The sequence below is a fragment of the Afifella sp. H1R genome (assembly GCF_021462425.1).
Taxonomy (GTDB): Bacteria; Pseudomonadota; Alphaproteobacteria; order Rhizobiales; family Afifellaceae; genus Afifella; species Afifella aestuarii.
Map to the genome: position 1 here is coordinate 1,401,611 of NZ_JAKEDY010000001.1, position 26,196 is coordinate 1,427,806.

Genomic DNA, 26,196 nt, shown 5'->3' on the forward strand with positions numbered 1-26,196 from the left:
CGGCCTAGCGGAGTTTCAGCGTGGAGAGGCCGATCAGGGCAAGAACCACGGCGACGATCCAAAACCGGATCACCACCTGCGGCTCGGTCCAGCCGATCTGCTCGAAATGATGGTGAATGGGCGCCATCTTGAAGACGCGCTTGCCCGTGAGCTTGTAAGACGTGACCTGGATGATCACCGACAGCGCTTCCATGACGAAGATGCCGCCGATGATGGCGAGCACGACCTCGTGCTTGGTGGCGACCGCGACCGCGCCGATCATGCCGCCGAGCGCCAGCGAGCCGGTGTCGCCCATGAAGATTGCGGCAGGCGGGGCGTTGAACCAGAGAAAACCGAGCCCGGCGCCGATCATGGCGCCGCAGAGAACGGCAAGCTCGCCGGTGCCGGCGACGTAATGGATCTGGAGATAATCGGCGAAGCGGATATTGCCGGCGAGATAGGCGATCAGCCCGAAGGAGGCGGCAGCGATCATCACCGGAACGATGGCGAGCCCGTCGAGACCATCGGTCAGGTTCACGGCATTGCCCGCCCCAACGATCACGAAGGCGCCGAAGACGACGAAGAAGATGCCGAGCTGGATGACGGTCTCCTTCAAGAACGGCAACGTCAGCGCCGTCGCGCTCGCACCCTCGCCCGCACGCATCATCACGTAGACGGCGGCGCCGGCGATCAAAGCCTCGAACGCGAGCCGCGCCCGCCCCGAAAAGCCCTTCGAGGACGCGCCCTTCACCTTGAGATAATCGTCGTAGAAGCCGATCGAGCCGAAACCGAGCGTCACCAGAAGCACGCACCAGACATACGGGGAGGAAAGATCCGACCACAGGAGCGCGGAGACGACGACGCCCGTCAGGATCATCAGCCCGCCCATCGTGGGTGTTCCGGCCTTCTTGAAATGCGTTTGCGGTCCGTCGGCCCGAATCGGCTGACCTTTGCCCTGCCGAAAACGCAGAACCTCGATCATCATCGGACCGAACAGAAAAACGAAGAGCAGCGCCGTCATCGTCGCCGCCCCTGTTCGGAAGGTTATGTAACGGAAGATGTTGAAGACGGAGAAGTCATCCGCGAAGTTCTGCAGATAGGCCAGCATCCGTCTCAGCTCTCTTCTTTTTCGCTTGGATCTCTTGCGGGAAACCGCTCTTTCATTGCCGCAACCACTCTGCCGAGACCGGTGAGCAGGGAGGCTTTCACCATCACCACGTCGCCCGGCCGGATCGCATCGAGAAGAATCGGCTCAATTTCGCCCGCCGTTTCGGCATAGGCTCCCTGCACCCGTTCCGGCAAGTGATTCCAAAGATGATGCATGAGCGGTCCGACCAGAAAGATTTGATCGGCGCGGGCTGTTGCAAGATTATCAACAAGCTCGGCATGAAAAGCCGGCCCATGCTCGCCGAGTTCGCCCATATCGCCGAGAACGGCGATCCGGCGACCGTTCGGACCCGGCTCGGCCGCACCCAGGAGCGCGATCGCCGCACGCATCGACGCCGGATTGGCATTGTAGCTTTCATCGATGAGGGTGAAGCTTCCCTCGCCGACGCGAAGCTGCGTGCGTGCCCCGCGTCCGACGGGGGCCGCAAACTGCGACAGCGCTTGGCCCGCAGCCGACGGGCTCTCTCCAAGGACCGCAGCCGTTGCAAGAACGGACAGGGAATTGGTCGCCAGATGGCGACCGGGCGCGCCCAGCCGATACTGCACGCTCTCCCCGAAGACATCCGCGGTCACCCGGCTGCCCGAGGCTTCTTCGATGAGACCGACGAGACTGACGTCACAATCGGGATGGCTGCCGAAGCTGACGATACGCGCGCCCCGCGCCCGGGCCGCTCCGGCCAGACGGTCGAACTGACCGTTGTCGCGATTGAGGATCGCTGTTCCGCCCTCTTCGAGCCCCTCGAAAATCTCCGCCTTGGCATCGGCAATCGCTTCGACAGTCCCGAAGAACTCGATGTGCACGGGTTCGACGGTCGTGACGATCGCAACGTCCGGTCGCACCATCCGCGTCAGCGGCCGGATCTCGCCGGCATGGTTCATGCCGATCTCGAAAATCCCGAAAGCCGCCTTTTCCGGCAGGCGCGCGAGCGTCAGGGGCACACCCCAATGATTGTTGAAGGATCCGACCGGCGCATGCGTCTCGCCGAGAAGGGAGAAGGCGAGCCGCAGCATTTCCTTCGTGCCGGTCTTGCCGACCGAGCCCGTCACCGCGACGATCTTGGCATGCGAGCGCTCGCGTGCGGCAATGCCGAGGCGTTCGAGCGCCTTCAAGGGATCGTCGGGCACGACCACGAAGGGTCCGCCGGAGAGTTCCGCAAGACGATCTTCGGAGACGACCGCGAGCGCGGCACCTTGTTTCAGCGCCGCCTCGGCAAAATCGTGACCGTCGAAGCGATCGCCTTTGATGGCAAAGAAGGCCTCACCAGGACCGACCGAGCGGCTGTCGATGGAGATGCCGGTGATGGCCATGGGCGAGATCGCGCCAGCATCCTCGTCTCCGGCCAAGGCCGGTTGAGGCGCCCCACCTTCCAGCCGCCCTTCTGTGGCGGCCAGGAACTCGGCTATCCGCCACAAAGGGTTCATAAGGGCTGTTCCTTCGCCTCTTGCGGAGTTTCGCTGCCAAGTTCCGCCAGCGCCTTGCGCACCTCCTCCTGATCGGAAAAGGGCAGAACCTGATCGCCGACCGTCTGGCCCGTCTCGTGCCCCTTGCCGGCCACGAGCAGGATGTCGCCGGCTTCGAGACCGGCAATGCCCTGCCGAATGGCCTCGCGCCGGTCGCCGATTTCACGGGCCTTCGGCACCGCGGCCATGATGGCCTGGCGGATTGACGCCGGATCTTCACTGCGCGGATTGTCGTCGGTGACGATGACGCGGTCGGCGGCCTCCCGCGCGGCCTCGCCCATCAGCTCGCGCTTGCCGGGATCGCGATCACCGCCCGCCCCGAAGATGATGACGAGACGGTTCTGCGTGTGCGGACGCAGCGCCTGAAGCGCTGCCGTGATCGCGCCCGGCTTGTGTGCGTAATCGACAAAAACCTGCGCCCCGTTCGGATGGCTCCCGACGAGCTCCAGCCGCCCCGGCGCGCCTTGAAGCTCCGGCAGGGCCGCAAGCACCTGATCGACCGAAAGCCCGGCTCCGATGGCGAGGCATGCGGCCATCAAGGCGTTGGAGACCTGAAACTCCCCGATGAGCGGCAGCGGCACGTAACGTTTCTCGCCGTTCACTTCGAGGAGCAGACGAGCCCCGTCCGGCATGCGCGTGACCGAAAGGAGCCGAAGCGTCTCGCCCGCTTTGCCGATCGACAGATAGGAGAGATTGCGACGCCGGGCGATCGCCCTCACCCGCATCGCTTCCTTCTGATCGGCATCGGCCACGGCGGCCGCACCTTCCGGCAGAAGCACCTCGAAGAGCCTGAGCTTGGCGAGAAGGTACTCTTCGAGCGTCTTGTGATAATCGAGATGATCGCGCGACAGATTGGTGAAGCCGCCCGCCGCGAGCTTGACGCCGTCGAGCCGCCGCTGGTCGAGGCCATGGCTGGAGGCTTCGAGCGCCAGATGCGTGACGCCCGACTTGGCGAGATCGGCAAGCGTGCGATGCAGATAAACCGGATCCGGCGTCGTCAGGCCGGGCTTCGTCTGGCCATCCGACGTCACGAGCCCGATCGTCCCGAGGCTCGCCGCCTTCAGCCCCGCATGAGCGAAAATCTGCCGTGTGAAGACGGCGACCGAGGTCTTGCCGCTCGTCCCGGTGATGGCGACCACACGCTCCGGCTGCCGTCCGAAGAAATTGGCGGCCGCAACTGCGAGCGCGCGGCGCGGATCGGCGGCATGGATAACGGGCACGCCGGGGTCTTCCGGGAGCCGCTTCGTGCCGGTGAGGATTGCGGCGGCACCCTTCTTCACCGCATCCGGAATGAAGGAAGCGCCATCGGATTTCGTACCGGGCAGCGCAGCGAAGAGAGTCCCCCGGACCACTTCGCGACTGTCCGCGGTCAGTCCGGAGATCCACACCTCGGCGGCATCGTCGGCAACGGAAGCTTCGTCGCCGAAGAGCTTGCCGAGCCGGCGCGGTGGGTAGGCCTTGTCGGAAGCCATCGACCTGTCACCTACTCGATGGCTGCAATCGTCGTCGCCAGATCCTCTTCAGGATCGGTGAGGAGCGGCTTGATGCCGAGCATCGGGGCGATCCGGCGGATGATGGCGGCGGTCGTGGGGGCGGCATTCATGCCGGCCGTGGCGGGCAATCCAGGCTTCTCCGGGTTCGGTTCGTCGATGACCACCAGCACGAGATAGCGGGGATCGTCGATCGGAAAAGCCGACAGGAAGGCATTGCGGCGCTTGTCGTTCGCGTACTTGCCGTTCACCACCTTTTCGGCGGTCCCCGTCTTGCCGCCGACGCGGTAGCCAGGAACGGCGGCGCGGCGGCCGGACCCCTTGAGGACGTTGAGCCGCATCAGCTTGCGCATATCGGCGCTCGTCTCAGGCTTGACCACCCGGCGCGAAAGCTCGGCTGCGGTCCGCTCGTCGCGCGGCAGGAACGTCGGCGGAATATAATAGCCGCCGTTCATCAGCGCCGCACCGGCCGCAGCCGTCTGCAGCGGCGACACCGAAATGCCGTGACCGAAGGAAATCGTGACCGAGGAGAGCTTGGTCCACTCCCGCGGCTTCAGCGGTGCGCCGGCCTCCGGCAATTCGGTGCGCAACTCGTCGAGGAGCCCGAGCTTGCCCAAAAATTCCTGTTGCATGGGGATGCCGCATGCGAGCGCCATCTTCGCCGTGCCGATGTTCGACGAATAGATGAAGATCTCCGGCACGCTCAAAGCCCGGTGCTTGCCGTGGAAATCGTGAATGGTGAAGCCCGAGATGCGCAGCGGCTTGCTCGCGTCGAACGTGTCGTTCAGGTGCACCAGCCCTGAATCGAGGGCCATGGCCGTCGTAAACGTCTTGAAGGTCGAGCCCATCTCGTAGACGCCGACGGTGGCGCGGTTGAGCCGGTCCTTGTCGAGAGCCTGGGCCGGGATATTCGGATCGAAGTCGGGCAGCGAGCTCATGCCCACGACTTCGCCGGTCTTCACGTCGAGCACGATGCCGATGGCGGCTTTGGCGGTGTACTTGTCCATCGCCGTCTCGAGCTCGCTGCGGACCGCATGCTGGACACGCAGATCGATGGAGAGCTTGACTGGTTCGAGACCGTGTTCGGTCGCAAAGCCCGCCTGATGCAGGTCGGCAAGGCCGCTGTCGTCGATATACTTTTCGATGCCGGCAATGCCCTGATTGTCGACGTTGACCGCACCCAGAATGTGGGAAACGGTCGGGCCGCCAGGGTAGAAACGGCGATTTTCAGAAACGAAGCCGATGCCCGGCAGGCCGAGCTCGTGCACACGCCGGCGCTGATCCGGCGTGATCTCGCGCTTCAGCCAAAGAAAGCCGGCATTGGTGGCGAGATCGCGCCGCAGCCGCTCGCGATCGAAGTCCGGAAAAACCAGCGACAATTGCTCGGCCGCCTCGTCGGCATCGACGATGCGGCGCGGCTCCGCGTAAAGTGACGCCGTCTTGATGTCGGTGGCGAGTATCTCGCCGTTCTCGTCGACAATGTCGGGCCGCGCGGCCGCAACCGCGCTTGCAGCACCGGCGGTGCGCATATCATCGCCGTTGGCGGCGAGACCCAGATGCACGAGCCGTCCGGCGAGCACCGCATAGAGCACGCCGAACGCGGCCATCGCGAAAACGACGCGCCAGCGCAGGCGCTCATTGTCGCCGGCTCGGGTGATCGACGGCTGGCGTGGGCGCGAAGCGAGATGCCTCCAGCTGCTCTCCCGCCATGAATTGTCCGGCTTGAAGGCTTCGGTCGTGACGCTCACTGGAGTTTCTCCACAAGGTCGCCGGCGAGGCCGGTCAGGAGGTCACGGTCCTGCTCGCTCGGAGCGATGCTTCGCATGGGTATCTGCCTTGGATCAGCAAGTTGCGCCGGCTCGACGGGTGCGAGGTCGAGAGCTTCGGCATGCCGCGAGACGAGTTCCTCGACACGTTCCGGCTGGTTGAGGACGCTCCATTCGGCGCGCAGGAGCGACAGGCTTTCCTTCTCCTGATCGACCCGCCGCTGCAGCTCCGCGACCTCTTTGGCGACGCCCTCAGCCTGGTACTTCAGATTGAAAACGGAAAAGGCCGCGATGAGCGCCGCGGCGATGGCGACGATGTTGAGAACACGCATCATGCGAAGGCCTCCGGCCCGGCGACACCGACAAGACGCGGCACGCCGAGGCGCGTGATATCGAGAGGGTGAGCGGGAGCTGCGGTGCGTTCGGCCGCACGCAGAACCGCGGAGCGAGCCCGGGGATTGCGCGCAGTTTCCGCATCATCGGCCTTGAGGCCGCGATTGAGCGCCTTGAAGCTCGGCGCCGGGCCGACGTTCAGCGGCTGATGGCGCGAACCGCGCAGCTCCTCGCTGCGCAGACGCAGGAAGCGCTTGACGATGCGATCCTCGAGCGAATGGAAGGCGACGACGACCAGCCGGCCGCCCTCGCCCAGAACCTGCTCCGCGGCCGCAAGCGCTTCGACAAGCTCGTCGAGCTCACGGTTGACGAAGATGCGCAGCGCCTGAAAGGTGCGCGTCGCGGGATGGATATGGGCACCGGGAGCCCGGCCTCCGGCCGCCTTCTCGACGATGGCGGCGAGTGTCGCGGTGCGGGTAATCGGCTCGTCCTCGCGGGCCGCGGCGATCGCACGGGCGATGCGCCCGGCACGGCGCTCCTCACCGAGATGGCCGATGATGCGCTGAAGATCGCCGATCGAGGCACGGTTGACGACGTCGGCGGCAGACGCACCGTCCGCGCCCATGCGCATATCGAGCGGGCCATCGAAACGAAATGAAAAACCGCGCTCGGCCTGGTCGAGCTGCATGGAGGACACGCCGATATCGAGAACGACGCCATCGGCTGGCGTGAAATCGTTGTCTTTGGCGATCGCCTCGAGCTCGGAGAAACGGCCTTCGACGAGACGCAGGCGCGCCCCGTATTCGTCCAGAAGAGCCGCACCGCCGGCGATCGCACTCGGATCGCGATCGATCGCCAGAACCGCGCCGCCCGCCTCGAGGATGGCGCGGCTGTAGCCGCCGGCTCCGAATGTTCCGTCGATGTAGCGCCCCTCGGCGCGCACATTGAGAGCCTCCATGACCGGCTCGAGCATCACCGGGACATGCGGGGAATTGTTCGGCAGGCTTTCCGACCCGCCCATCACGCGTCGCCCTCGGACGGCCGCTTGCCGTCGAGCGAACGGATGATGCTGCGCAGTCTGGAGCGGGCGACCTGACGGCGCGCCTGGAACTTCTCCTGCTCCCAGATCTGAAATTTGAGGCCGAGACCGGCAAACACCGCCGCATCCTTGATGCCGGCGAATTCGATGAACTCCTCGGGAAGCATGATGCGGCCGTCCTGATCGATCTTCAGGAGACGGCTGTCGGCATAGAAGGCCGTGGAAAGGGTCTCGTAATCCTCCGAGAACGTCTCGAAGGCTTGCAGGCGCTTGCTGATCTCGTCCTGAAGACGAGCGCCGCCGCAATCGATCGCGTCCTGGTCGAGTGAGGGATAACAAAACAGCCCTTCCGTCCCTTCCCGCGCAAGCACCGCACGGAACTGGGCAGGCACCGACACCCGGCCCTTCGCATCGAGCCGGTTGGTGAAGGTTGCCACGAACCCGTCCATACGCCTGCACACCCCATAGCGGTCATCGAGCCGCCCACCCCGGCAAGATCACGGCATTCCGCAAACACGAAAGACGAAGCGCGCCGAGAACCCCACGCGCATCATCCCTACCGATCCATTCCGGGTATCCATGGGATAACATGGGATACCATGGTTTGCAATGGAATCCGGCGGGCCGGAGCACCGTTCTGATGGTCTGAAAGAGATGCGCTCACAAGGTAAACAGGCGGTAAGCGGAACCTTTCGCGATTGCCTAAACCCTTTGCCGGCAAGGATTTCCGGCAGCATGAAAGAGACGCACAGAGAGAGGCCGAGGCCGGAACGCAAAGCTCCCTGCGACCGTTACAGGACGAGTGGGCAAGGGATCGGCCGCCGGCCGATCGGGTGCCGGCCTGGCGGCCCGAGGCAGCGCGACGTTCGCGTCGCGCTGCCTTGCCCGCTCACTATCGGGTGCTCAGGCTCGCGGCGGGCGATGGAGGCTCAAGGCACCACGCCGGGCCTGGAGAAGCGCTGAGGAATTCGCTTATTCTTGCCTGGACACTTTTGCCCCGCTAGGGACACAAAAGCGGTTCCGACGCCGCTGACAGTTCGCTTCACCACCTCAGCAGGACATCCATGAGCATCTGGTCGCGTCTGTCCGACTTCCTCGACCGCACGGGCGCGGCGATCGCCGGCCTGCGCGACGTGCTGCTGCAGCTCTCGGGAAGCGAAAGGCGCAAGGAGATCGCCTTCACGATCGCGATGATCGCCCTGTCTGCAAAAATGGCGAAGGCTGACGGCATCGTCTCCTTCGAGGAGATCGAGACCTTCGAAAGGCTCTTCACCGTCCCGCCCGCGGACGAGAAGAACGTCGCCCGCATCTATCGTCTGGCGAGCGCCGACATTGCAGGTTTCGAGGCCTACGCGCAGGACGCCGCCCGCCTCCTGCAGGACGATCCGGCGATGCTGGAAGACATTCTCGACGCCCTCTTCGCCATCGCCAAGGCGGACGGCGCCGTGCATCAGCGCGAGCTCTCTTATCTGGAGCGGGTCGCAGCCATCTTCGGCTTCGAAGGCCGTGATTTCGAACGCATCCGGGCCCGCCATGTGCATATGGGTGAGGCCGATCCCTGGCTGGTTCTCGGCGCGGATCCCTCATGGGACGAAAAACAGTTGCGAGATCGCTACCGACAGCTCGTCCGCGAGAACCATCCCGATCGCTTGATCGCACGCAACGTGCCCGAAGAATTCATCGCGATCGCCAATGACAGGCTGGCCGCGATCAACGCGGCCTGGGAGGAGATCGACCGCGGACGCTCCTTCGCCTCGCGAGGCTCGGCCGCCGATCAATGAGCAACACTCCCCTCGCCGAGTGGCAGCCGTCGCCCAATTTCAACTCTCGGAACGGCGAGCCGATCGATGTCCTTCTCCTGCATTATACAGGCATGGAGCATGAGGACGCGGCACTCGCTCGGCTGTGCGACCCAGACGCGCAAGTCTCCTGCCACTATCTCGTTCGCACGGACGGCACGCGCCTCCAGCTCGTCGACGAGAAAGATCGCGCCTGGCATGCCGGCCGCGCCTCATGGAACGGCGCGTGCGATATCAATGCCCGCTCGATCGGCATCGAGATCGCCAATTGGGGCCATGCGGCACTCGAAGAAGGCAAGCCATTGCCGCCGTTCGGCGCTCGACAGATCGACAGCGTCATCGCCCTGTGCCGGGATATCCTGAAACGCCACGAAATCCCGGCCCGACGTGTTCTGGGCCATTCCGACGTCGCACCCGAGCGCAAGCTCGATCCGGGCGAACTCTTTCCCTGGCACCAACTTGCGAAGGCGGGGATCGGTCATTTCGTGTCGCCGGAGCCCGCCTCCTCCGAACCGCTCTTCGCTCTCGGCGCTGAAGGCGAGCACGTCGCCGACGTCCAGAGCCTCCTCGCTCTCTATGGCTACGGGGTCACGGTCAGCGGCGTTTATGACGACCGCACCCGGACGATCGTGGCCGCCTTCCAGAGGCACTTCCGCCCCGAGCGCATCGACGGCATCGTCGACCGTTCGACGCTCCAGACACTGCGCAAGCTCCTCGCCACGATCGACGAAGCTTAGTCGGTTCAGGGACTTGCCCGCCGCTGCGTCACATGTCGTGTTCCATCAAATGACCTTGGAACCCGCACATTGTGGCCATCTGGGCTTTTTACCCGCCCCGCCCGGAAGAGACCGGCAAAGGGGTCAAAGTTGAAGAGAACGATTGCAGCGGTCCTGCTTGGAGCCGCTTTCATCCAGCCTGCTTTCGCAGATGATGCCTCCAAAGATCTGATCATCGGCGCACAGCGGCAGGCCGCATCCGAAACCACCACCGAAAAGAGCGACACCGCCGCGCGGAAGACCGCGCATACGCCCCGGGCCAGCTCAGGTGACAGCTCGAAAGCCTTCATCATCGCCCGGGCGCACGACGCAGCGCCGAAAAGCACCGGCAGCACGGACGCCGTCGCGAGCCCCGAGAAAACGGCCGAAGCGAAGAAGGACACGGCCGGCAAGACCGCAAAGCCGGCCAGCGATCTGCATGCGCTCGTCGCCAAGGCAGCCGCAAAGCATGGCGTCCCGGTGGAACTCGCAAGCGCCGTGGTGATGGTCGAAAGCCGCTTCAATCCGCGCGCCACCGGCAGCGCCGGCGAGATCGGCCTCATGCAGATCAAGCCGGCGACGGCCCGCGGCCTCGGCTATACCGGTTCGATCCAGGCGCTCTACGATCCGGAAACGAACCTCGAATGGGGCATGCGCTATCTCGCCCGCGCCTATGAGCTCGGCGGCGGCACGACCTGCGGCACGCTTCTGCGCTACAACGCCGGCCATTACGCGACGCGGATGACCTCCGGCGCCACAGCCTATTGCGGTCGCGTCAAGACGGCCTTGGCCTCCGTCGGCCCAACCGTCTGATTTTTCAGCGGAAAATATGCCAGCCGGCCTGTAAGCCGGGTTCTGTACGGCCGCGGTTGCCCGCGACGTGACGACCATTCATCTGGAGCGCCGGTTGCCCGGCGCTTCTCGCGACCTACCCGAGCGGCTGGCCTGAAAACCGGCCTGGACGCAAGCGCCCGAAGACGTTCGTCCCTGCCGCCCCTTCTCGGTCTTGCTCCCGACGGGGCTTGCCGTGCCGTCCGCATCGCTGCGTCCGCGGTGGGCTCTTACCCCACCCTTTCACCCTCACCTCTCGGCCGAAGCGGAGAGGCAGACTGCTCTCTGTGGCGCTTTCCCTGAGGTTCGTCTGCGCTTTGCAGCGCAGCTTCCCTCGCCGGGCGTTACCCGGCGTCGTGTTTCCATGGAGCCCGGACTTTCCTCTCCGCCGCCCTTTCGAGACTTGGCGAAGCGGCCGTCCGGCCGGCTGGCGCGCGACAGGTGGCATTGGCGGAAGGCGGCGTCAATGCCGCCGGCGTGACTACAATGACACGGCTGACCGCGCCGCCTGATCGTAATGGCCGGAGAGCGCCCTGAGCAGCGCGGCGAGCCGGCTCATCTCCGCTTCGTCGAGGCCGAGCGATTTCACCGCCTCCACGAGCAGCGTCTCACGGATTTCGCGGTAGCGCAGGCACGCCGCCTCGCCTTCGCGTGTGACGGCGACCGCCTTCTCCTTGCCGCGCCGGCTGGAGGAGACGAGGCCGAGCCGCTCGAGCTTCTTCAGCGTGTAGGTGACGGTGTGCGTGTCCTCGATGTTGAGAACGAGGCAGATGTCGGCAACCGTCTTCATCCGTGCGCGATGCGCGACGGTGTGAAGAACGAGAACGTCGAGCGCCGACAATCCGTCCACACCGGCGGCGGCCATGCCGCGCACCATCCAGCGCGAAAAGGCGTTGTTCGCCATCTCTAGGGCGAACTCGACTTCCGACAGCGCGGGCATCCCCCCTTCCGCGAGATGCGCGGCCGACACGATCGGGCCGATCTCCGTGCTTCGTTTAGGGGTCGCCGCCATGGATCACCTTGCGAGCATCGTGCGCGGCAGGAAGAGCGCGATATCCGGGAATGCCGCGATCAGCGCCACTGCCACCACCATGATGAGAAAGAACGGCAGCGCCATCACCGCCACTTTGAAGATGTTGTGCCCCGTAATGCCCTGCAGAACGAAGAGATTGAAACCGACCGGCGGCGTGATCTGGCTCATTTCCACGACAAGAACGAGATAGATGCCGAACCAGATGAGGTCGAAGCCCGCCGCCTCCACGATCGGCAGGATGACGGAGGTCGTCAGCACCACCACCGAAATGCCGTCGAGAAAACAGCCGAGCACGATAAAGAGGAGCGTGAGCGCCGCCAGAAGTGCGGCGGGCGACAAATCCATCGCGCCGATCGCCGAGGCGAGCTCCCGCGGGATGCCCGTAAATCCCATCGCGACCGTCAGCACCGCCGCCCCCACGAGAATGAAGGCGATCATGCAGGAGGTGCGCGTGGCGCTCATCAGCGCTTCGGCAAAGCTTGCCCTCGTCAATGTGCCCGTCACCCAGGAGAGCAGAAGCGCCAGCATGACGCCGATCGCAGCCGCCTCCGTCGGTGCCGCAAGACCCGCATAGATCGAGCCGATGACGCCGACGATGAGAAGAACGACAGGCAAAAGCCGGCGCGCCGCCGAAAACTTCTGCCGCATGCTCGTCGAGGGATCGGCCTCCGGCATGCCGGACCGGCGCACGAGCGACCAGACGACGACATAGCCCATGAAGAGACAGGCGAGCATCGCACCCGGCAGGATGCCGGCGATGAAGAGGCGCGCGATCGATTGCTCCGTCGCCGCACCATAGACGATGAGGATGATCGAGGGCGGAATCAAAAGCCCGAGCGTGCCGGACCCGGCGAGCGTCCCGATCGCCATCTTCTCGTCGTAGCCACGGCCCCGCAGCTCCGGCAGCGACATGCGCCCGATCATGGCCGTGGTGGCGGCCGAGGAGCCCGAGACGGCGGCAAAGATGGCGCAGCCGACGATATTGACGTGCAGAAGCCGCCCCGGAATGCGCCGCATGAAGGGCGAGATGCCGGCGAACATGTCCTCCGACAGGCGCGTGCGGAACAAGATCTCGCCCATCCAGATGAACATCGGCAGCGCCGTCAGATCCCAGGAATTCGACGCGCCCCAGGCCGCCGTCGCCGTCACGGCGCCGGCCGGCACGTTGGTCATCAGAAGAATGGCGACGAGCGCCACGCCGAGAAGCGACAGCGCCACCCAGAGGCCGAGAGCGAGCGCACCCAAAAGCCCGAAGGCAAGAAGCGCGGAGATTGTGGCGAGACCCATCACTCGCGTCCTTCCACCAGATCCTCGCCCTCATGCTGGGCGAAGACCGGAACCTGTCCGCGAAGCAGCACGAGGAGATCGTCGAGGAGCGCGATCGTCAGGATGACGAGGCCCGCCGCCATCGTGGTCTGCGGGATCCACAGCGGGATCGGAATGATGCCGAAAGACACCTCCCCAAACCGATAGGATTCAAGCACGAGGTTCACCCCCTGAAAGGCGAGGAAGCCGGAGAGCGCCGTGCCCGCCAGGAGGACGAGAGCATTGAGCGGCCGCTGCGCCGCCTCCGGCACCGACTGCAGGAGAAGATTGACGCGGATATGCACGCCGTGGCGAAGCGTCGAAGCGAGCGCCAGAAAGGATGCCGCCACCAACAGGAAGCCGCAGATTTCCGCCAGCGACGGGATGAGAAAGCCATAAACGGGATAGCCAAAAAGCTGCAGCGCCTTGTCGGCCACGCGCCCGAGCACCTGAACGGAAACAAGCACCGCAATGGCGACGATCGCGGCAGCCGCGGCAACCCCGGAGGCGGCATAGAGCATGTCGAGCGCCTTGCGCATCGTTGTCCTCCGCTCGAATGGAAGCGGCCGGCTCAGATCTGAGCCGGCCGTGTTGCCTCACATGCTCTTGTAGTTATCGAGCACGGCCTTGCCGGGATCGCCAGCTTCCTCGCTCCATTCCGAGGCCATCGTCTCGCCGATCTTCTTCAGGCCGCTCATCAGCTCGTCGGTCGGCTCTTCGACCGTCATGCCGTTGTCCTTGAGCTCCTGGGTCTTTTCCTCGGTCTCCGTCTTGGAGGCTTCCCAGCCGCGCGTCTCCGCGGCGGCAGCGGCTTCCATCACCGCCTTCTGATCTTCCTCCGAGAGGCTCTGGAAAGCCCGCTTGTTCACGAAGACCATGTTCTTCGGCAGCCAGGCCTGCGTGTTCGTATAGATTTTGACGTAATCCCAGGCCTTGGAATTGGCGCCCGTCGAGGGAGACGTGACCATGGCCTCCACGCGTCCGGTGGAGAAGGCGGTCGGCAGATCGGGCACTTCGACCTGCGTCGGCACTGCGCCCGCAAGCTGGGCGAGCCGCTCTGTTGCGGCATTGTAGGCACGCATCTTCAGGCCGGCGAGATCTTCGACCTTCGTCACTTCCTTGGTGGTGTAAAGCCCCTGCGGCGGCCACGGCACGGAATAGAGAAGCGTCAGGCCCTGCTGATCGAGCACCTTTTCGAGCTCCGGCTTCTGCGCGTCGTAGAGCTTCTTGGCGTCGTCATAGCTCGTCGCCACAAAGGGCACGGAATCGAGCCCGAAAATCGGATCTTCGTTGGACAGGCGCGAGACGAGCACCTCACCGATCGGCACCAGCCCCTTGCGCACCGCGTCCTTGATCTCCGGATGCTTGAACAGCGATCCGGCCGAATGGACGGTGATGGTGAGATCGCCGTCCGTCGCCTCTTTCACATCCTCGGCGAACTGGGCGATGTTCTGCGTGTGGAAATTGCTGTCGCCATAAGGTGTCGGCATGTCCCAGGCGGTCTGCGCCTGGGCACCCGTAACAGCTAAGCCATTAGCGACGAAGCCGGCGAGCGCGAGCGCCCCCAGAAATGTCTTGTACATCGATGCTCTCCCTCTTGGTTTTTCGCGAGAGCCCGAGCCGGCGTCCCGCAGCTGTGCCGAGACTGTTCGCACCCCGACGATTTGTCAACGTTGTGTTGACGTTTTCTTCCCGACATGCTTCCGATAGCCAATCGAGCGACGGGAGAGACGATCGTGGCACAATCGGAAGCCGGCGGGAAATGGGACTTCTGGATCGATAGGGGCGGCACCTTCACGGATGTCGTGGCCCGCAATCCCACGGGCGCACTCTCTGCGATGAAGCTCCTGTCGGAAAATCCCGGCGCCTATGACGACGCGGCGATCGAGGCGATCCGCCGCTTTCTCGAGGTTCCGGCTGGCGAGAAAATGCCGTCGGAGAAGATCGGCGCGGTCAAGATGGGCACGACGGTCGCCACCAACGCGCTCCTGGAACGCAAGGGCGAGCGCACGGCCCTTTTGATCACCAGAGGTTTCCGCGACGCGCTTCGCATCGGCTACCAGGCGCGCCCCGATATCTTTGCGAAGAAGATCGTCCTGCCGGACCTCCTCTATGATCGCGTCGAAGAAATCGACGAGCGCGTGCGCGCCGACGGCACGGTCGAGGCGGCACCTGATGCAGCCGCGATCCGCAAGACGCTTCAGGCCTTGAAGGACGACGGCTTCGACGCGCTCGCGATCGTCTTCATGCATGCCTGGAAATACCCCGAGCACGAGGCAACCGTCGCGGAAATCGCCCGCGACATGGGCTTCACCCAGGTCTCCGTCAGCCACGAAACCTCACCGCTCGTCAAACTCGTCGGCCGTGGCGATACGACGGTGGTCGACGCCTATCTCTCGCCGATCCTCGCTCGCTACATCGCCCGCGTCGCCCGCGATCTCGGCATCAAGGAAACGGCGGACCCGGCCGAGCCGCACGATCCCGATGCGCCCCGCCTCATGTTCATGATGTCTTCAGGAGGTCTGACGGCGGCCGAACTCTTCGCCGGCAAGGACGCGATCCTGTCAGGCCCCGCCGCCGGCGTCGTCGGCGCGACCGAGACCGCAAAGATGGCCGGTCTCGACAAGATCATCGGCTTTGACATGGGCGGCACCTCGACCGACGTCTCGCATTTTGCGGGCGACCTCGAACGCGCCTTCGAGACGGAAGTGGCAGGGGTCAGAATGCGCGCCCCGATGATGCGCATCCACACGGTGGCCGCCGGCGGCGGCTCGATCCTCTCTTACGCCTCGGGCCGCTTTCAGGTCGGCCCCGCCTCGGCCGGCGCCGATCCCGGACCGGCCGCCTACCGCCGCGGCGGTCCCCTCACCGTCACCGACGCCAACATCATGGCCGGCAAAATCCGGGCGGAGAATTTCCCGGCGATTTTTGGCCCGAACCAGGACGAGCCGCTCGATATCGCAGCGGTCAAAAAGGGCTTCGAAGCTCTCGCGGAGGAGATCGGAGCGGACGAGAACGGCAGGCACCGAACGCCTGAGGAGATCGCCGACGGCTTCCTCAAGATTGCCGTCGAAAACATGGCGAACGCCATCAAGAAGATCTCGGTCGAGCGCGGCCACGACGTCACCCATTACGCGCTCTCCTGCTTCGGCGGCGCCGGCGGCCAGCACGCCTGCCAGATCGGCGACCGGCTCGGCATGCAGAAGGTACATATCCACCCGCTTTCGGGCGTCCTCTCCGCCTACGGCATGGGCCTCGCCGATGTGCGCGCCAACAAGAGCCGCGCCACCGTCCTGCCGCTCGAAGCGGATTCTGAATCAGAACTTCAACGCGTTGAATCAGAACTTGAGGAAGAGGCCCGCAAAGAGCTTCAAGACCAGGCGATAAGCGATTCAGAGATCACGATTATCGCCAAGGCGCATCTGCGCTACGAGGGCACCGATACGCCGATCCCGGTGCCTTTCGGCAAGGCGGCTGAAATGCGATCCGCCTTCGAAGATGCCCACCGCGCCCAGTTCGGCTTCATCTACGACGACAAGCCCTTGATCGCCGAGCAGGTCGAGGTGGAAGCCGTCGGCGGCGGCGCCGACATCGACGAGCCGGAAACGGACACGATCTCTGAGGACGTGCGGCCGGAAGCGACGACCCGCTTCTTTTCGGCCGGCGACTGGCACGAGGCTGCGATCGCGCAGCGCGCCGAGCTCTCCCCCGGCGCCCGCCTCAAGGGCCCGGCGCTCATCATCGAGGACCATCAGACGATCGTCATCGAGCCCGGCTGGTCGGCGGAGATCACGGCGAAGAACCACGTCATCCTGACGCGCACCGAAGCGATGGCGCGCGACCACGCGATCGGCACCAGGGCCGATCCGGTGCTTCTCGAGATCTTCAACAACCTCTTCATGTCGATCGCCGAGCAGATGGGCGTGACGCTGCAGAACACCGCCTATTCGGTGAACATCAAGGAGCGCCTCGATTTCTCCTGCGCGGTCTTCGGGCCGAACGGCACGCTCGTCGCCAACGCCCCGCACATGCCGGTGCATTTGGGCTCCATGGACCGCTCGGTGGAGACGGTGCGCGAGAAGAACCCGGACATTCGCCCCGGCGACGTCTACGCCCTCAACGCCCCCTACAACGGCGGCACGCACCTGCCCGACATCACCGTCGTCACACCGGTTTTCGCCGAAACTGGGAAAGAGGCGGGCAACGAGATCCTCTTCTGGGTCGCCTCGCGCGGCCACCATGCCGATGTCGGCGGCGTGGCGCCGGGCTCGATGACGCCGCGGGCAACCAACGTCGACGAGGAAGGCGTCCTCATCGACAATTTCAAACTCGTCGATCAGGGCCGTTTTCGCGAAGACGCGCTCCGCGAGCTTTTGACCGACCATGCCTATCCCTGCCGCAACCCGGACCAGAACGTCGCCGATCTGAAGGCGCAGATCGCCGCCAACGAAAAGGGCGTCGCGGAGATGCGCAAGATGGTGGCGGAGTTCGGGCTCGACGTCGTGCAGGCCTATATGCGCCATGTGCGCGACAATGCGGCCGAAAGCGTCCGCCGCGTCATCGAGAGCCTGAAGGATTCGGAATTTTCCGTCGAAACCGACCAGGGCGCCGTGATCAAGGTGGCGATCACGGTCGACAAAGAGAACCGTTCCGCCAAGGTCGATTTCACCGGCACGTCGGCGGCGAAGGAGAACAACTTCAACGCCCCTGCCCCGGTGACGCGCGCCGCCGTGCTTTACGCATTCCGCGTCATGGTGGAGGCCGACATCCCGATGAATGCCGGCTGCCTGGAGCCGATCGAAATCGTTCTCCCGAAAGGTTCGATGCTGTCGCCGGAATATCCGCGCGCCGTCGTCGCCGGCAATGTGGAAACGAGCCAGCAGGTGACGAACGCCCTCTTCGGCGCGCTCGGCGCCATGGCGGCCTCCGAAGGCACGATGAACAACCTCACCTTCGGCAACGCCACCTACCAGTATTACGAGACGATCTGTTCGGGCTCACCGGCCGGCACGATGAACGACGGCACCGGCTTCGACGGCACGGATGGCGTCCATGTGCACATGACCAATTCACGCCTCACCGATCCGGAAGTCCTGGAGATGCGTTATCCGGTGCTGCTTGAGGATTTTCATATTCGCCACGGCTCGGGCGGACGCGGCACGTTTTCGGCCGGATCAGGCACGCGCCGCACCATCCGCTTCCTGGAAGAAATGGACTGCGCCATCCTTTCCTCCCACCGAAAAGTTGCCCCGCACGGGCTCAAAGGCGGCGCGGCCGGGCAAGTCGGCAAAACCGAAATCCGCCGCCTCGACGGAAGCCTTGAAGAACTCGAAGGCGCCGACCAGACGGTTCTGAAGGCCGGAGAAGCGGTGATCGTAACGACGCCGACCGGCGGGGGATTTGGGGCAGCCTGACGCTCATACACGGACGGCGCGGAACACCTCCGCGCCGTCTTGAAAGAAAACCTTGCGACCGGCTCAGCTGCCGCCGCCGTCGCCACCACCCGGCGCAGGCGCCTGGATGTCGACGTTCACGTCCGGCCCACCGCCGCCGCCACCCGTGAAGAGGTTCACGCCGCCGAGTGCCAGGAAGAGGATGACGACGAGGACGAGAAGCGCCCCGACGATGAAGGCGAGGAAGGTGTTGCCGCCTGAGCTTTCAGCCATTTCGTTCTCCGTCTTATGTTCCGTGCCACAATGCGGGGCGCACAGGGTTCGTTCCCGCCGCCAGGCGCCTCTCCTCCCCCCGCAGGATCGGCGTTGATCGACCCGCGCATCGACCATTCTCATGTCCAGAAGATGCAGCCGATCGCCAGGCACCGTCTTCGCAGCCGGCAATCGCTCCCTATATCCCTCTTCAAACAGGGAGATCTCTCATGACCGACACCGCCGCCCAGACCGATGGCCAGCATGTTTCGCAATCCGGCTATGATCTGACGCCGATCCGCGGCGCCGAACGCAACAGGCTCGCCGAAAAGCTGACGCCGGAAGAGCGCCACATCATGCTCGACCACGGCACGGAGACGCCCTTCTGCGGCGGTCTTCTCACCAACAAGGAGGATGGCGTCTACACCTGCAAGCTCTGCAGCCTCCCGCTCTTCCGCTCGGTGACGAAATTCGAATCCGGCACCGGCTGGCCGAGCTTCTACGAGCCCTTCGATCCGGAACATGTGCGCGAGATCGAGGACACGTCCCACGGCATGCGCCGCATCGAGACGCGCTGCGCCCGCTGCGACAGCCATCTCGGTCACGTCTTCCCCGACGGGCCGCGCCCGACGGGTCTGCGCTATTGCATGAATTCGGCCGCGCTCGAATTCGAGACGGAATGACCGGCGCGCCTGCGAGCTGACACGGCACGATGTCGAAGACGCTGATCCTCATCGGGCTCGCCCTCGTCGCGGCGGGCCTCCTCTGGCCGCTCCTTTCGAGGTTCGGCCTCTTCCGCCTGCCCGGCGACATCGCGGTGGAGCGGGAGAATGTCTCGTTCTATTTTCCGATCACCACGATGGTGATCGTGAGCCTCGTCCTCTCGCTCATCCTGTGGTTCTTCAACAGGTAGGCCGGCAAAGAGCGGAAAAGGCCGCGACCAACGCGGCCGAAAACCTGCCTTGCGCTCAACCACAAGCTGCCCCATCCTGCGCTTCGGTCGAGGCTGTGCCGGGGGGAGGCAGATCTCATGCGAACCGCCATTCTTGGGCTGATGTTGGCTGTCATCGCGCCCGTAGCAGCCGAAGCGCAGGTCCCCGCCTTGGAGACGGATGGCACCGTCGTCTACACCACGACCAACCGACAGACGCGGCTCGGCGAGGGACGCCGTCTCACCGCCATCGTCCAGAAGGGCATCATCAAGGACAAGAGAGAGGCGAGCCCGCTGCATCTGAGCGCGCAGGATTGTGTGGGAACGCTCTATACGGCCGAAGGCGAGACGCCGTTTGGCGCCGGGATCTGCACGACCATCGACCATGACCGCGATCTCTGGTGGCTCTCCTGGACCTCGGACGGAGAACGCGCCGGCGAGTGGGTCGCCATCGATGGCACCGGCAAATATCGAGGCCTGAGCGGCGGCGGCACCATCCGTGTCATTCTCAACATGAAGGATCGGACGGCACTCGAATATACTGGCTCGCTCACCCTGAAGCCGCGGCCGCGCCGGCCCTCTAGCGCTGCAGAGACGTCGTCTCCACCTCCCGATACGGATAATGACGAACGACGGCATTGAAATAGGCGCCCGCCGACTGCGCCTCCGTGAGCCCGGTGAAGATCGCTTTCGGGACATGGTCGTAGCGGTAAATGCGACCCGTCTGGAAAGCGATGAAAAGCGCTTTCTCCGCCGGCACGTAGAGCGCCTGCTTCAATGCCTCCGATTGAAAGACATGCTCCAGAACCTCCATGCGAGCACGTATCTAGGCTTGGCCCCCTGGCCGGCGAGACGGAGGAAGCGGCGAAGCGTCCGCTGAAGAATGCCGATCTGCGGTTTAACATGCGCAAGGTGCCAAGAAACTCTTCGGAGGCCCTCATGTCCTCGTCCCTGCATCACTCGGCCTGCGCTCTCGCGGTGCTTTTGTCTCTCGCCCCACCGGCCTTGGCGGCGGGAGATGTGCAGGAGGGACAGGCGATCGCCCAGAAATGGTGTGCCGCCTGCCACGTCGTCATGGAGACGCAGACGAGCGCCACGCCCGCCGCACCGAGCTTCGCCGCAATCGGAGAGAAATATCGCGGCAAGGGCCTCGCGGCGCTTGCCGCCTTCCTCGCCGACCCGCATCCGGTGATGCCGGATATGAGCCTGACGCGACAGGAGATCCGCGACCTCACCGCCTATATCGACGCGCTTCGCGGCTGAGACCTGGCCAAACGCGGCAGTCGGAATCGAAACGGGCCGCACGCGGCGGCCCGTCCATGGAAAAGTCTTCGATCCCCGAAACCGGGGCTCCGCCTCAATTGAGGGCGGTCAGATCCGTCGCCGTCGGTGCGCCATCGCGCATCTCGACGTCGAAGAAGACGATCTGGTCGGGCTGAAGCGTCGCCAGCCCGGCGCGCTCCAGCGCGGTGCGGTGAACAAAAATGTCGGCGCCCTCATCGGGGCGGATAAAGCCGAAGCCTCGGCGGGTGTCGAACCAGACAACGTTGCCTGTGTGCATAATTCGGGTGTCCTTTGACTCACTTTCGCGCCGCGCTCCGCGGCTGCGTTCAGCGATGTGATGGATTGATTGGGAATATGCGCCGCCCGGCTTTCGCGGGGCTTGTGGCGCGGGCGCCCATGAAGTCGCCCTGGATGACGGGAATATGGAGAACGAAGAGGGCCGTTTCAAGGCCGTGTCAGAACGCCGAAATCGGCTTCCGCGGTCTCCGGCATTGAAATCCGCTTTTCAGCCAGTCTCAGCGCGCGGCTGGAATGTCGGCCGTCTGCGTCCAGGGCTTCAAATCGATGATCGGCGTACCATCAAGACAATCGAGGGCATCGACGACGATGATCCCCCTCTCCTGCTCCACCTCCAGGATGGAGACGAGCGACAACCCGATCGGATTGGGCCGCACCGGCGAGCGCAAAGAGAAGACGCCGGCCGGCCTTTCGCGATGCTTCGGCGCCTGGACGATGAGATCGCGTCGCGCCCCGTCCATCCACATGAGCACGAAAACCACCTGACCCGGTCGATAATCGGCAAGGCCTGGCCGGTAGGGCTCGTCGATCTGCAGCGAAAAGCCGAGACCCGCTTCGGCCTCCGCTCGCTCGCGCGCCTGACGGATGTTGCGCGGGCATTCGCCGGGTCCAACCCACGGCGTCTTGGCATGACCGATATAGACGAGACCCGCGTCAGGCGTTCGTTCGCCCGGATCGAAAGCGAGTGCGATCTCCCCCTTCCGCGTCGGGTTTTCCCACGAACGGGCCCTGGCATCCGATTTTTCCTGTTGCGAGCCGGAGCCCACCGTCCCGGAATCGTTCCTGTCGTCCGCCATGTGCCTCTCCTTTCGAAGGAGTTAGGCAAAGGTCGCGGCGCGGTTCAAGCGTGAGAGCGTCGCAAGCACGAGGCTGCGAGACGGCGGCTGCGGGTGGCATTCGCGGGATAGCGGTGGCGAGACGGCGGCTGCAGGACGATCGGCCCCGGCAGGCAGACGAACGCCGACCGTTGCACCACACTCCAAAAAGATATAATGCTATCTTTATATCTTTTTGAAAGAGGTCTCGATGGGCCTGACGAAACTTGCGCGCGCCGCCCAGGCGCTTGCCGATGAAACCCGGCTCCGCCTTGTGGCGCTGCTTGCCGAGGGCGAGCGCCCCGTCAAGGAGCTCGTGGAAATCCTCGGCCAGTCGCAGCCGCGCATCTCCCGGCATCTGAAGATCTTGACGGAGGCCGACATCATTCGCCGGCTGCCGGAAGGCGCGCATGTCTATTACCGGCTGGCCTCCGACGGCGAAGCGGCGGCGTTGGCGCGGGCGGCCCTGGCCGCCATGCAGGCCGATCCCTTGCGCAACGAGACGGATTTGCGCCGCGATCGCGACAGGCTGGAGCTCATTCGCCGCCGCAACCAGGAAACGGCAGAACTCTATTTCGCGCGCCATGCCGAGGAATGGGATCGGCTGCGTTCCCTGCACGTGCCCGAAAAGGAGGTCGAGGCGGCAATCCGCGCCGCGCTGAGCGGCCACCATCCCCGTTCTCTCCTCGACATCGGCACCGGCACCGGCCGCATGCTCGAACTCCTTGCCGATTGCGCCGAGCGGCTGACGGGCATCGATCGCTCGCCGCAGATGCTGGCGCTCGCACGGACGAGCCTGGAACGCGCGGGCCTCTCGCATGTGCGGCTGCGCAGCGGCGATGCGCTCAATCTTCCCCTGCCGCGCGCGTCCTTTGACGTCGTCGTCATCCATCAAGTTCTGCATTTTCTGGAAGATCCGAGGGCGGCACTTTCGGAGGCGGCTCGGGTTCTGGCTCCGGGCGGGATGCTGCTCGTCGTCGACTTCGCGCCCCATCATCTGGAATTCCTGCGCCAGAACCACGCGCATCTGAGGCTCGGCTTCTCCGACGAGCAGCTCACGCAATGGCTGTCGGCCACCGCCCTCGAGCAATTCTCCATCCAGCACCTCGCCCCCAAGTCTCCGGCCAGAGAGGACGAGCATTTGACGGTCACCATCGCGACAGCCTTCAAGGCCGAGGCCGACGAAGACGCGGAACCCCTCCAGGAAGGAGCGCTCGCATGACGCCTGCAGCCCACCACGCCGCCGGACCGAAGAGGCTCGAGCTCTCATTCGAGTTCTTTCCGCCCAAGAAGCCCGAGCAATTCGCCGCCTTCAAAGACACGGCAGAGCGGCTCAAAGCCTTTGCGCCGGATTTCGTCTCCGTCACCTATGGCGCCGGCGGCACGTCGAAGGACCGCTCTTTCGCGGCGGTGGAGATGCTGACGCAGGAAGTCGGCTTGCCGACGGCCGCGCATCTCACCTGCGTCTCTGCCGCCTGCTCCGCGACGAACGAGGCGATCGCGACCTTTCAAACCTTCGGCGTCAGGCATTTCGTGGCCCTGCGCGGCGACCCGTCCGAGGGGCCTGGCACGCCTTACGCCCCGCATCCGGAGGGCTACACCGATACGGCCGACTTGATCCGCGGCCTTCGCCGCATCGACGATTTCGAGATCTCCGTCAGCGCCTATCCGGAGCGCCATCCGGAAAGCCCCGACTGGGACACCGAAATCGACATCCTGAAGCGCAAGGTCGATGCCGGCGCGACCCGTGCCCTGACGCAGTTCTTCTACGACAATGACGATTTTGAACGGTATGTGGAGAAGGTTGCGGCCGCCGGCATCACGATTCCGATCGTGCCGGGCATCCTGCCTGTGCACCGCTTCGCCGCCGTGCATTCCTTTGCCGGCCGCTGCGGCGCGCGCATCCCGGAGCATCTTCTGCCGCTATCGGAGCTTTCAGGCGAGGCGCATTTCGAAGCCGCGGTCGACCTCGCCGCGCGCCAGATCGACGATCTCGCGCAGCGCGGCGTCTCCGGCTTTCATATCTACACGATGAACCAACACCGCCTCGTCTCGGCGGTCTTGAAAGCGGCAGGAGTTTTCGAAGGGGAAAGGACATGCTGCGCGGCATGAGCCCGCCGCGCAGCCGGAGAAGAGTTGGACGTCGCCGATATCACACCGCGCCCAGCACGATCGCGCAGATAAAGACAAAGGCAGATATCAAGGCGATCATGTTGATTGATTTCGCCAGGTTCATGGCATCCTCCCGCATCTTTTACGCCTAAAGTCTAACGCCAAACATTGCTGACAGGAATGTTTTTCGTCATTGCGACGCATTGTTCTCTTCATGCGGCAGGTCGCCGCAGCCAGATTCTCTCTGAAATACCAGCGGCTTAGGCATGCTGCGGCGCGACATTCCCGCTAAGCCGGCATAGATTTTTTTTGTTTCCGCACGCCTCCAAGGGCCTGAAGAGCCGCTCTCCGACACTGTTTTCGCATCTGGATATGAACTTAGAAGTATTATAGAATACCGTTTTTGCGGAGGACGCGACCTTGCCCCATCTGTTTCGCTTCCTGTTCGTGCACATCGCGCTTGGCGCTCTCGTCGGCTGGTTGTTCCTGGCGATTCTGCTGGGCTTCGACACCGGCGGTTTGTGGACGCTGATCTCTCACTCATCCACGCCCCTTCTGCCGCTCGCCCTTCTGGCGGCTTTCTTTGCCCTCACCTTCGGCGGCGCGGTGACCGCAAGCGGCGTCCTTCTGTCGGCGGAGGAAGGCGACGAGCCGCCCATCGGCCCGAAACGGCGCCGGCGCCTGCGCCTGATGGCGCTCCCGTCTCTGTCTCCGCGCCCGGCCCCCCGCCCAGCCGTGGCCGTCGCGGGCGCACGGCGCAGACCCCGCATCCACGATATGGACGAACTGCACCGGAGCTGATCGAAAAACCTGCGCCGAGACGGGAAAGACGACGCGGATAATATGCCGGCGGGTCTTCGCCCGGCCGCCCTGTCCTGCTAAACACCGCCAACGGCGATTCCTGAAGACGACGGGGCCAAAACGATCAAAACCTTCACCGACGCACGCGAGGCTGCGCTGGAGATGCGGCCGGATGTTCCGGTCTATTGTTTCCATCCACAGGTCCTCGCCGAGGACGTTGCGCATTTTGCGCAGGCGTTCCCTGGCAAGACGGCCTATGCCGTCAAAACCAATGGCGAGCCCTTCGTTCTCAAGGCGATCGCCGATGCCGGCGTGAAAACCTTCGACGTCGCCAGTCCCGCCGAATTTGCGGCCGCGCGCGAAGCCTCGCCCAACGCCGAACTCCTCTACATGCACCCGGTGAAGGCGCAGTCGGATATCCGCCTGGCGCTCGAAAGCTACGGCATCCGCACCCTCTCCCTCGACCACGAGGATGAGGTGGCCAAAATCCTGCGGATCGTGCGGGCGCTCGATTTCGATCCGGCAGATCTGACCTTGTTCGTGCGTCTGCAGACCAAGGGTTCGGCCACCTACGAATTGTCGAAGAAGTTCGGCGCCACCCCCGCCCATGCGGTGGAGCTTTTGCAGCGCATCGCCGGCATCGGCTTCAAGCCGGCCCTTTGCTTCCATGTCGGCAGCCAGATCGAAGACCCGGAAATCTACGAGCGCGCCCTCGGCTCGGCGGATTGGGTGCGTGCCCGCTCCGGTGTCGAGCTGACGGCGCTCGATGTCGGCGGCGGATTTCCAGCGCCCTATGGCTACGATCCGCGCCGCAAGAAGCGCATCATGCCGGACCGCGACGAGATCATGGCGCGGCTTCGAAAAGATCTGACGGAATGGGGTTTTGCCGACCTGCCGCTCATTGCCGAGCCGGGTCGCGTCATCGTCGCCCGCTCCATTTCGCTGATCGTCCGCGTGCTCCTGAAAAAGGGCAAACGCATCTACATCAACGACGGCATCTGGGCGTCGCTCTCAGATTCCTGGACGGGCAAGATCACCCTTCCCGCCCGCTTCATTCCCGATCCGGCCCGCAAGCGCCGCTCCGGCAATCCGCACGAGATCGTGCCGTTCAAGGTGTGCGGCGCCACCTGCGACAGCGTCGACATTCTCTCGCGCCCCTTCTGGCTGCCGGAGACGGTCGATACCGGCGACTGGATCGAAATCGGCCATATCGGCGCCTATTCCCTGTCGCTTCGAAGCCGCTTCAACGGCTTCTATCCCGACACGGTCGTCGAGGTGGAAACGCCCTTCGACGAAGGCGATAAGCCGGAAGGCTTTGCCGCGATCGAGACCATGGCCGACTGAGCTCCTCCG

27 protein-coding genes and 1 other RNA gene are annotated in these 26,196 nt (G+C 64.4%); 12 read left to right on the plus strand and 16 right to left on the minus strand.

Annotated features, from left to right (window positions below; genetic code table 11):
* Positions 1 to 4: 4 nt before the first annotated feature.
* From mraY to L0F51_RS06725, 7 genes are all read right to left on the minus strand, one after another.
* Positions 5 to 1,087, minus strand: a complete 1,083-nt coding sequence (gene mraY / locus L0F51_RS06695; RefSeq protein WP_234628457.1) for a phospho-N-acetylmuramoyl-pentapeptide-transferase — start codon at positions 1,085 to 1,087, stop codon at positions 5 to 7.
* Between the two features lie 5 nt (positions 1,088 to 1,092).
* Complete coding sequence (locus tag L0F51_RS06700) at positions 1,093 to 2,568, minus strand: UDP-N-acetylmuramoylalanyl-D-glutamyl-2,6-diaminopimelate--D-alanyl-D-alanine ligase (protein WP_234628458.1); 1,476 nt, start codon at positions 2,566 to 2,568, stop codon at positions 1,093 to 1,095.
* Positions 2,565 to 4,079: a UDP-N-acetylmuramoyl-L-alanyl-D-glutamate--2,6-diaminopimelate ligase gene (locus L0F51_RS06705; protein ID WP_234628459.1), complete on the minus strand. Its 1,515-nt coding sequence runs from the start codon at positions 4,077 to 4,079 to the stop codon at positions 2,565 to 2,567. Before L0F51_RS06705 ends, L0F51_RS06700 begins: the two co-directional genes overlap by 4 nt.
* 11 nt (positions 4,080 to 4,090) lie before the next feature.
* Positions 4,091 to 5,704: a penicillin-binding protein 2 gene (locus L0F51_RS06710; RefSeq protein WP_234629363.1), complete on the minus strand. Its 1,614-nt coding sequence runs from the start codon at positions 5,702 to 5,704 to the stop codon at positions 4,091 to 4,093.
* A gap of 137 nt (positions 5,705 to 5,841) precedes the next feature.
* On the minus strand, positions 5,842 to 6,198 hold the full coding sequence (locus L0F51_RS06715; protein WP_234628460.1) for a hypothetical protein: 357 nt from the start codon (positions 6,196 to 6,198) through the stop codon (positions 5,842 to 5,844).
* Positions 6,195 to 7,217 carry a 16S rRNA (cytosine(1402)-N(4))-methyltransferase RsmH gene (rsmH, locus tag L0F51_RS06720; RefSeq protein ID WP_234628461.1) on the minus strand — a complete coding sequence of 341 codons (1,023 nt, stop codon included), beginning with the start codon at positions 7,215 to 7,217 and terminating at the stop codon, positions 6,195 to 6,197. The genes L0F51_RS06715 and rsmH overlap by 4 nt, the downstream gene beginning before the upstream one ends.
* Complete coding sequence (locus tag L0F51_RS06725; RefSeq protein WP_234628462.1) at positions 7,217 to 7,672, minus strand: division/cell wall cluster transcriptional repressor MraZ; 456 nt, start codon at positions 7,670 to 7,672, stop codon at positions 7,217 to 7,219. Before L0F51_RS06725 ends, rsmH begins: the two co-directional genes overlap by 1 nt.
* Positions 7,673 to 8,299: 627 nt before the next feature.
* On the opposite strand from L0F51_RS06725, the gene L0F51_RS06730 reads away from it, so the two are divergent.
* From L0F51_RS06730 to L0F51_RS06740, 3 genes are all read left to right on the plus strand, one after another.
* Positions 8,300 to 9,016 carry a TerB family tellurite resistance protein gene (locus L0F51_RS06730; RefSeq protein WP_234628463.1) on the plus strand — a complete coding sequence of 239 codons (717 nt, stop codon included), beginning with the start codon at positions 8,300 to 8,302 and terminating at the stop codon, positions 9,014 to 9,016.
* Positions 9,013 to 9,771 carry an N-acetylmuramoyl-L-alanine amidase gene (locus L0F51_RS06735; protein WP_234628464.1) on the plus strand — a complete coding sequence of 253 codons (759 nt, stop codon included), beginning with the start codon at positions 9,013 to 9,015 and terminating at the stop codon, positions 9,769 to 9,771. The genes L0F51_RS06730 and L0F51_RS06735 overlap by 4 nt, the downstream gene beginning before the upstream one ends.
* A 129-nt stretch (positions 9,772 to 9,900) precedes the next feature.
* The gene (locus L0F51_RS06740) at positions 9,901 to 10,602 is read left to right on the plus strand and encodes a lytic transglycosylase domain-containing protein (RefSeq protein ID WP_234628465.1); all 702 of its coding nucleotides are present in this window, start codon (positions 9,901 to 9,903) and stop codon (positions 10,600 to 10,602) included.
* Positions 10,603 to 10,617: 15 nt separating this feature from the next.
* Here L0F51_RS06740 and rnpB read toward each other — a convergent pair.
* The 5 genes from rnpB to L0F51_RS06765 all read right to left on the minus strand — a co-directional run bounded on the left by rnpB (position 10,618) and on the right by L0F51_RS06765 (position 14,541).
* An RNA gene (rnpB, locus tag L0F51_RS06745) (RNase P RNA component class A) lies at positions 10,618 to 11,051 on the minus strand.
* Between the two features lie 50 nt (positions 11,052 to 11,101).
* On the minus strand, positions 11,102 to 11,632 hold the full coding sequence (locus L0F51_RS06750; RefSeq protein WP_234628466.1) for a winged helix DNA-binding protein: 531 nt from the start codon (positions 11,630 to 11,632) through the stop codon (positions 11,102 to 11,104).
* Between the two features lie 3 nt (positions 11,633 to 11,635).
* The gene (locus L0F51_RS06755; protein ID WP_234628467.1) at positions 11,636 to 12,940 is read right to left on the minus strand and encodes a TRAP transporter large permease; all 1,305 of its coding nucleotides are present in this window, start codon (positions 12,938 to 12,940) and stop codon (positions 11,636 to 11,638) included.
* Positions 12,940 to 13,497 carry a TRAP transporter small permease gene (locus L0F51_RS06760; protein WP_234628468.1) on the minus strand — a complete coding sequence of 186 codons (558 nt, stop codon included), beginning with the start codon at positions 13,495 to 13,497 and terminating at the stop codon, positions 12,940 to 12,942. The genes L0F51_RS06755 and L0F51_RS06760 overlap by 1 nt, the downstream gene beginning before the upstream one ends.
* A gap of 57 nt (positions 13,498 to 13,554) precedes the next feature.
* Positions 13,555 to 14,541 carry a TRAP transporter substrate-binding protein gene (locus tag L0F51_RS06765; RefSeq protein ID WP_234628469.1) on the minus strand — a complete coding sequence of 329 codons (987 nt, stop codon included), beginning with the start codon at positions 14,539 to 14,541 and terminating at the stop codon, positions 13,555 to 13,557.
* Between the two features lie 114 nt (positions 14,542 to 14,655).
* On the opposite strand from L0F51_RS06765, the gene L0F51_RS06770 reads away from it, so the two are divergent.
* Positions 14,656 to 18,372 (plus strand): hydantoinase B/oxoprolinase family protein, encoded by a 3,717-nt coding sequence (locus L0F51_RS06770; protein ID WP_370642327.1) that lies wholly within the window; start codon positions 14,656 to 14,658, stop codon positions 18,370 to 18,372.
* Positions 18,373 to 18,435: 63 nt separating this feature from the next.
* On the opposite strand, the gene L0F51_RS06775 is transcribed toward L0F51_RS06770, so the two are convergent.
* Positions 18,436 to 18,624, minus strand: a complete 189-nt coding sequence (locus tag L0F51_RS06775) for a hypothetical protein (RefSeq protein WP_234628471.1) — start codon at positions 18,622 to 18,624, stop codon at positions 18,436 to 18,438.
* A gap of 209 nt (positions 18,625 to 18,833) precedes the next feature.
* Between L0F51_RS06775 and msrB the strand changes: the two genes are divergently transcribed.
* The 3 genes from msrB to L0F51_RS06790 all read left to right on the plus strand — a co-directional run bounded on the left by msrB (position 18,834) and on the right by L0F51_RS06790 (position 20,176).
* Complete coding sequence (gene msrB, locus L0F51_RS06780) at positions 18,834 to 19,286, plus strand: peptide-methionine (R)-S-oxide reductase MsrB (RefSeq protein WP_234628472.1); 453 nt, start codon at positions 18,834 to 18,836, stop codon at positions 19,284 to 19,286.
* A 29-nt stretch (positions 19,287 to 19,315) separates the two neighbouring features.
* Positions 19,316 to 19,516 carry a DUF2905 domain-containing protein gene (locus tag L0F51_RS06785; RefSeq protein ID WP_234628473.1) on the plus strand — a complete coding sequence of 67 codons (201 nt, stop codon included), beginning with the start codon at positions 19,316 to 19,318 and terminating at the stop codon, positions 19,514 to 19,516.
* A 117-nt stretch (positions 19,517 to 19,633) separates the two neighbouring features.
* Positions 19,634 to 20,176: a hypothetical protein gene (locus tag L0F51_RS06790; protein ID WP_234628474.1), complete on the plus strand. Its 543-nt coding sequence runs from the start codon at positions 19,634 to 19,636 to the stop codon at positions 20,174 to 20,176.
* Here the strand turns inward: L0F51_RS06790 and L0F51_RS06795 are convergent.
* Complete coding sequence (locus L0F51_RS06795) at positions 20,115 to 20,348, minus strand: KTSC domain-containing protein (protein WP_234628475.1); 234 nt, start codon at positions 20,346 to 20,348, stop codon at positions 20,115 to 20,117. The genes L0F51_RS06790 and L0F51_RS06795 overlap by 62 nt on opposite strands.
* Before the next feature lie 125 nt (positions 20,349 to 20,473).
* Between L0F51_RS06795 and L0F51_RS06800 the strand changes: the two genes are divergently transcribed.
* Positions 20,474 to 20,797 carry a c-type cytochrome gene (locus tag L0F51_RS06800; RefSeq protein ID WP_234628476.1) on the plus strand — a complete coding sequence of 108 codons (324 nt, stop codon included), beginning with the start codon at positions 20,474 to 20,476 and terminating at the stop codon, positions 20,795 to 20,797.
* A 94-nt stretch (positions 20,798 to 20,891) separates the two neighbouring features.
* On the opposite strand, the gene L0F51_RS06805 is transcribed toward L0F51_RS06800, so the two are convergent.
* On the minus strand, positions 20,892 to 21,095 hold the full coding sequence (locus L0F51_RS06805) for a cold-shock protein (RefSeq protein WP_092810980.1): 204 nt from the start codon (positions 21,093 to 21,095) through the stop codon (positions 20,892 to 20,894).
* Positions 21,096 to 21,333: 238 nt separating this feature from the next.
* Positions 21,334 to 21,912, minus strand: coding sequence for a TrmO family methyltransferase (locus tag L0F51_RS06810; RefSeq protein ID WP_234628477.1), 579 nt, complete (start codon positions 21,910 to 21,912; stop codon positions 21,334 to 21,336).
* A 229-nt stretch (positions 21,913 to 22,141) separates the two neighbouring features.
* On the opposite strand from L0F51_RS06810, the gene L0F51_RS06815 reads away from it, so the two are divergent.
* The 4 genes from L0F51_RS06815 (at position 22,142) to L0F51_RS06830 (ending at position 26,187) form a co-directional block, all read left to right on the plus strand.
* A complete protein-coding gene (locus L0F51_RS06815) occupies positions 22,142 to 23,152 on the plus strand; it encodes a metalloregulator ArsR/SmtB family transcription factor (protein ID WP_234628478.1) in 1,011 nt (336 codons plus the stop codon).
* Positions 23,149 to 24,042, plus strand: a complete 894-nt coding sequence (metF, locus tag L0F51_RS06820) for a methylenetetrahydrofolate reductase [NAD(P)H] (RefSeq protein WP_234628479.1) — start codon at positions 23,149 to 23,151, stop codon at positions 24,040 to 24,042. Before L0F51_RS06815 ends, metF begins: the two co-directional genes overlap by 4 nt.
* A 420-nt stretch (positions 24,043 to 24,462) precedes the next feature.
* Entirely contained in the window at positions 24,463 to 24,843 is a 381-nt protein-coding gene (locus L0F51_RS06825; protein ID WP_234628480.1) for a hypothetical protein, read from the plus strand.
* Positions 24,844 to 25,005: 162 nt separating this feature from the next.
* Positions 25,006 to 26,187 carry an alanine racemase gene (locus tag L0F51_RS06830; protein WP_207145344.1) on the plus strand — a complete coding sequence of 394 codons (1,182 nt, stop codon included), beginning with the start codon at positions 25,006 to 25,008 and terminating at the stop codon, positions 26,185 to 26,187.
* Positions 26,188 to 26,196: the final 9 nt, after the last annotated feature.

Coding starts and splice junctions, on each gene's coding strand:
- L0F51_RS06755 (WP_234628467.1), bottom strand. CDS start 12,940: ATGGGTCTCGCCACAATCTCCGCGCTTCTTGCCTTCGGGCTTTTGGGT.
- L0F51_RS06715 (WP_234628460.1), bottom strand. CDS start 6,198: ATGATGCGTGTTCTCAACATCGTCGCCATCGCCGCGGCGCTCATCGCG.
- msrB (WP_234628472.1), top strand. CDS start 18,834: ATGACCGACACCGCCGCCCAGACCGATGGCCAGCATGTTTCGCAATCC.
- L0F51_RS06700 (WP_234628458.1), bottom strand. CDS start 2,568: ATGAACCCTTTGTGGCGGATAGCCGAGTTCCTGGCCGCCACAGAAGGG.
- L0F51_RS06770 (WP_370642327.1), top strand. CDS start 14,656: ATGCTTCCGATAGCCAATCGAGCGACGGGAGAGACGATCGTGGCACAA.
- L0F51_RS06790 (WP_234628474.1), top strand. CDS start 19,634: ATGCGAACCGCCATTCTTGGGCTGATGTTGGCTGTCATCGCGCCCGTA.
- L0F51_RS06735 (WP_234628464.1), top strand. CDS start 9,013: ATGAGCAACACTCCCCTCGCCGAGTGGCAGCCGTCGCCCAATTTCAAC.
- mraY (WP_234628457.1), bottom strand. CDS start 1,087: ATGCTGGCCTATCTGCAGAACTTCGCGGATGACTTCTCCGTCTTCAAC.
- L0F51_RS06705 (WP_234628459.1), bottom strand. CDS start 4,079: ATGGCTTCCGACAAGGCCTACCCACCGCGCCGGCTCGGCAAGCTCTTC.
- L0F51_RS06765 (WP_234628469.1), bottom strand. CDS start 14,541: ATGTACAAGACATTTCTGGGGGCGCTCGCGCTCGCCGGCTTCGTCGCT.
- metF (WP_234628479.1), top strand. CDS start 23,149: ATGACGCCTGCAGCCCACCACGCCGCCGGACCGAAGAGGCTCGAGCTC.
- L0F51_RS06750 (WP_234628466.1), bottom strand. CDS start 11,632: ATGGCGGCGACCCCTAAACGAAGCACGGAGATCGGCCCGATCGTGTCG.
- rsmH (WP_234628461.1), bottom strand. CDS start 7,217: ATGGGCGGGTCGGAAAGCCTGCCGAACAATTCCCCGCATGTCCCGGTG.
- L0F51_RS06830 (WP_207145344.1), top strand. CDS start 25,006: ATGCGGCCGGATGTTCCGGTCTATTGTTTCCATCCACAGGTCCTCGCC.
- L0F51_RS06710 (WP_234629363.1), bottom strand. CDS start 5,704: ATGGCCGCGTTCGGCGTGCTCTATGCGGTGCTCGCCGGACGGCTCGTG.
- L0F51_RS06730 (WP_234628463.1), top strand. CDS start 8,300: ATGAGCATCTGGTCGCGTCTGTCCGACTTCCTCGACCGCACGGGCGCG.
- L0F51_RS06775 (WP_234628471.1), bottom strand. CDS start 18,624: ATGGCTGAAAGCTCAGGCGGCAACACCTTCCTCGCCTTCATCGTCGGG.
- L0F51_RS06795 (WP_234628475.1), bottom strand. CDS start 20,348: ATGGAGGTTCTGGAGCATGTCTTTCAATCGGAGGCATTGAAGCAGGCG.
- L0F51_RS06810 (WP_234628477.1), bottom strand. CDS start 21,912: ATGGCGGACGACAGGAACGATTCCGGGACGGTGGGCTCCGGCTCGCAA.
- L0F51_RS06805 (WP_092810980.1), bottom strand. CDS start 21,095: ATGCACACAGGCAACGTTGTCTGGTTCGACACCCGCCGAGGCTTCGGC.
- L0F51_RS06815 (WP_234628478.1), top strand. CDS start 22,142: ATGGGCCTGACGAAACTTGCGCGCGCCGCCCAGGCGCTTGCCGATGAA.
- L0F51_RS06800 (WP_234628476.1), top strand. CDS start 20,474: ATGTCCTCGTCCCTGCATCACTCGGCCTGCGCTCTCGCGGTGCTTTTG.
- L0F51_RS06785 (WP_234628473.1), top strand. CDS start 19,316: ATGTCGAAGACGCTGATCCTCATCGGGCTCGCCCTCGTCGCGGCGGGC.
- L0F51_RS06760 (WP_234628468.1), bottom strand. CDS start 13,497: ATGCGCAAGGCGCTCGACATGCTCTATGCCGCCTCCGGGGTTGCCGCG.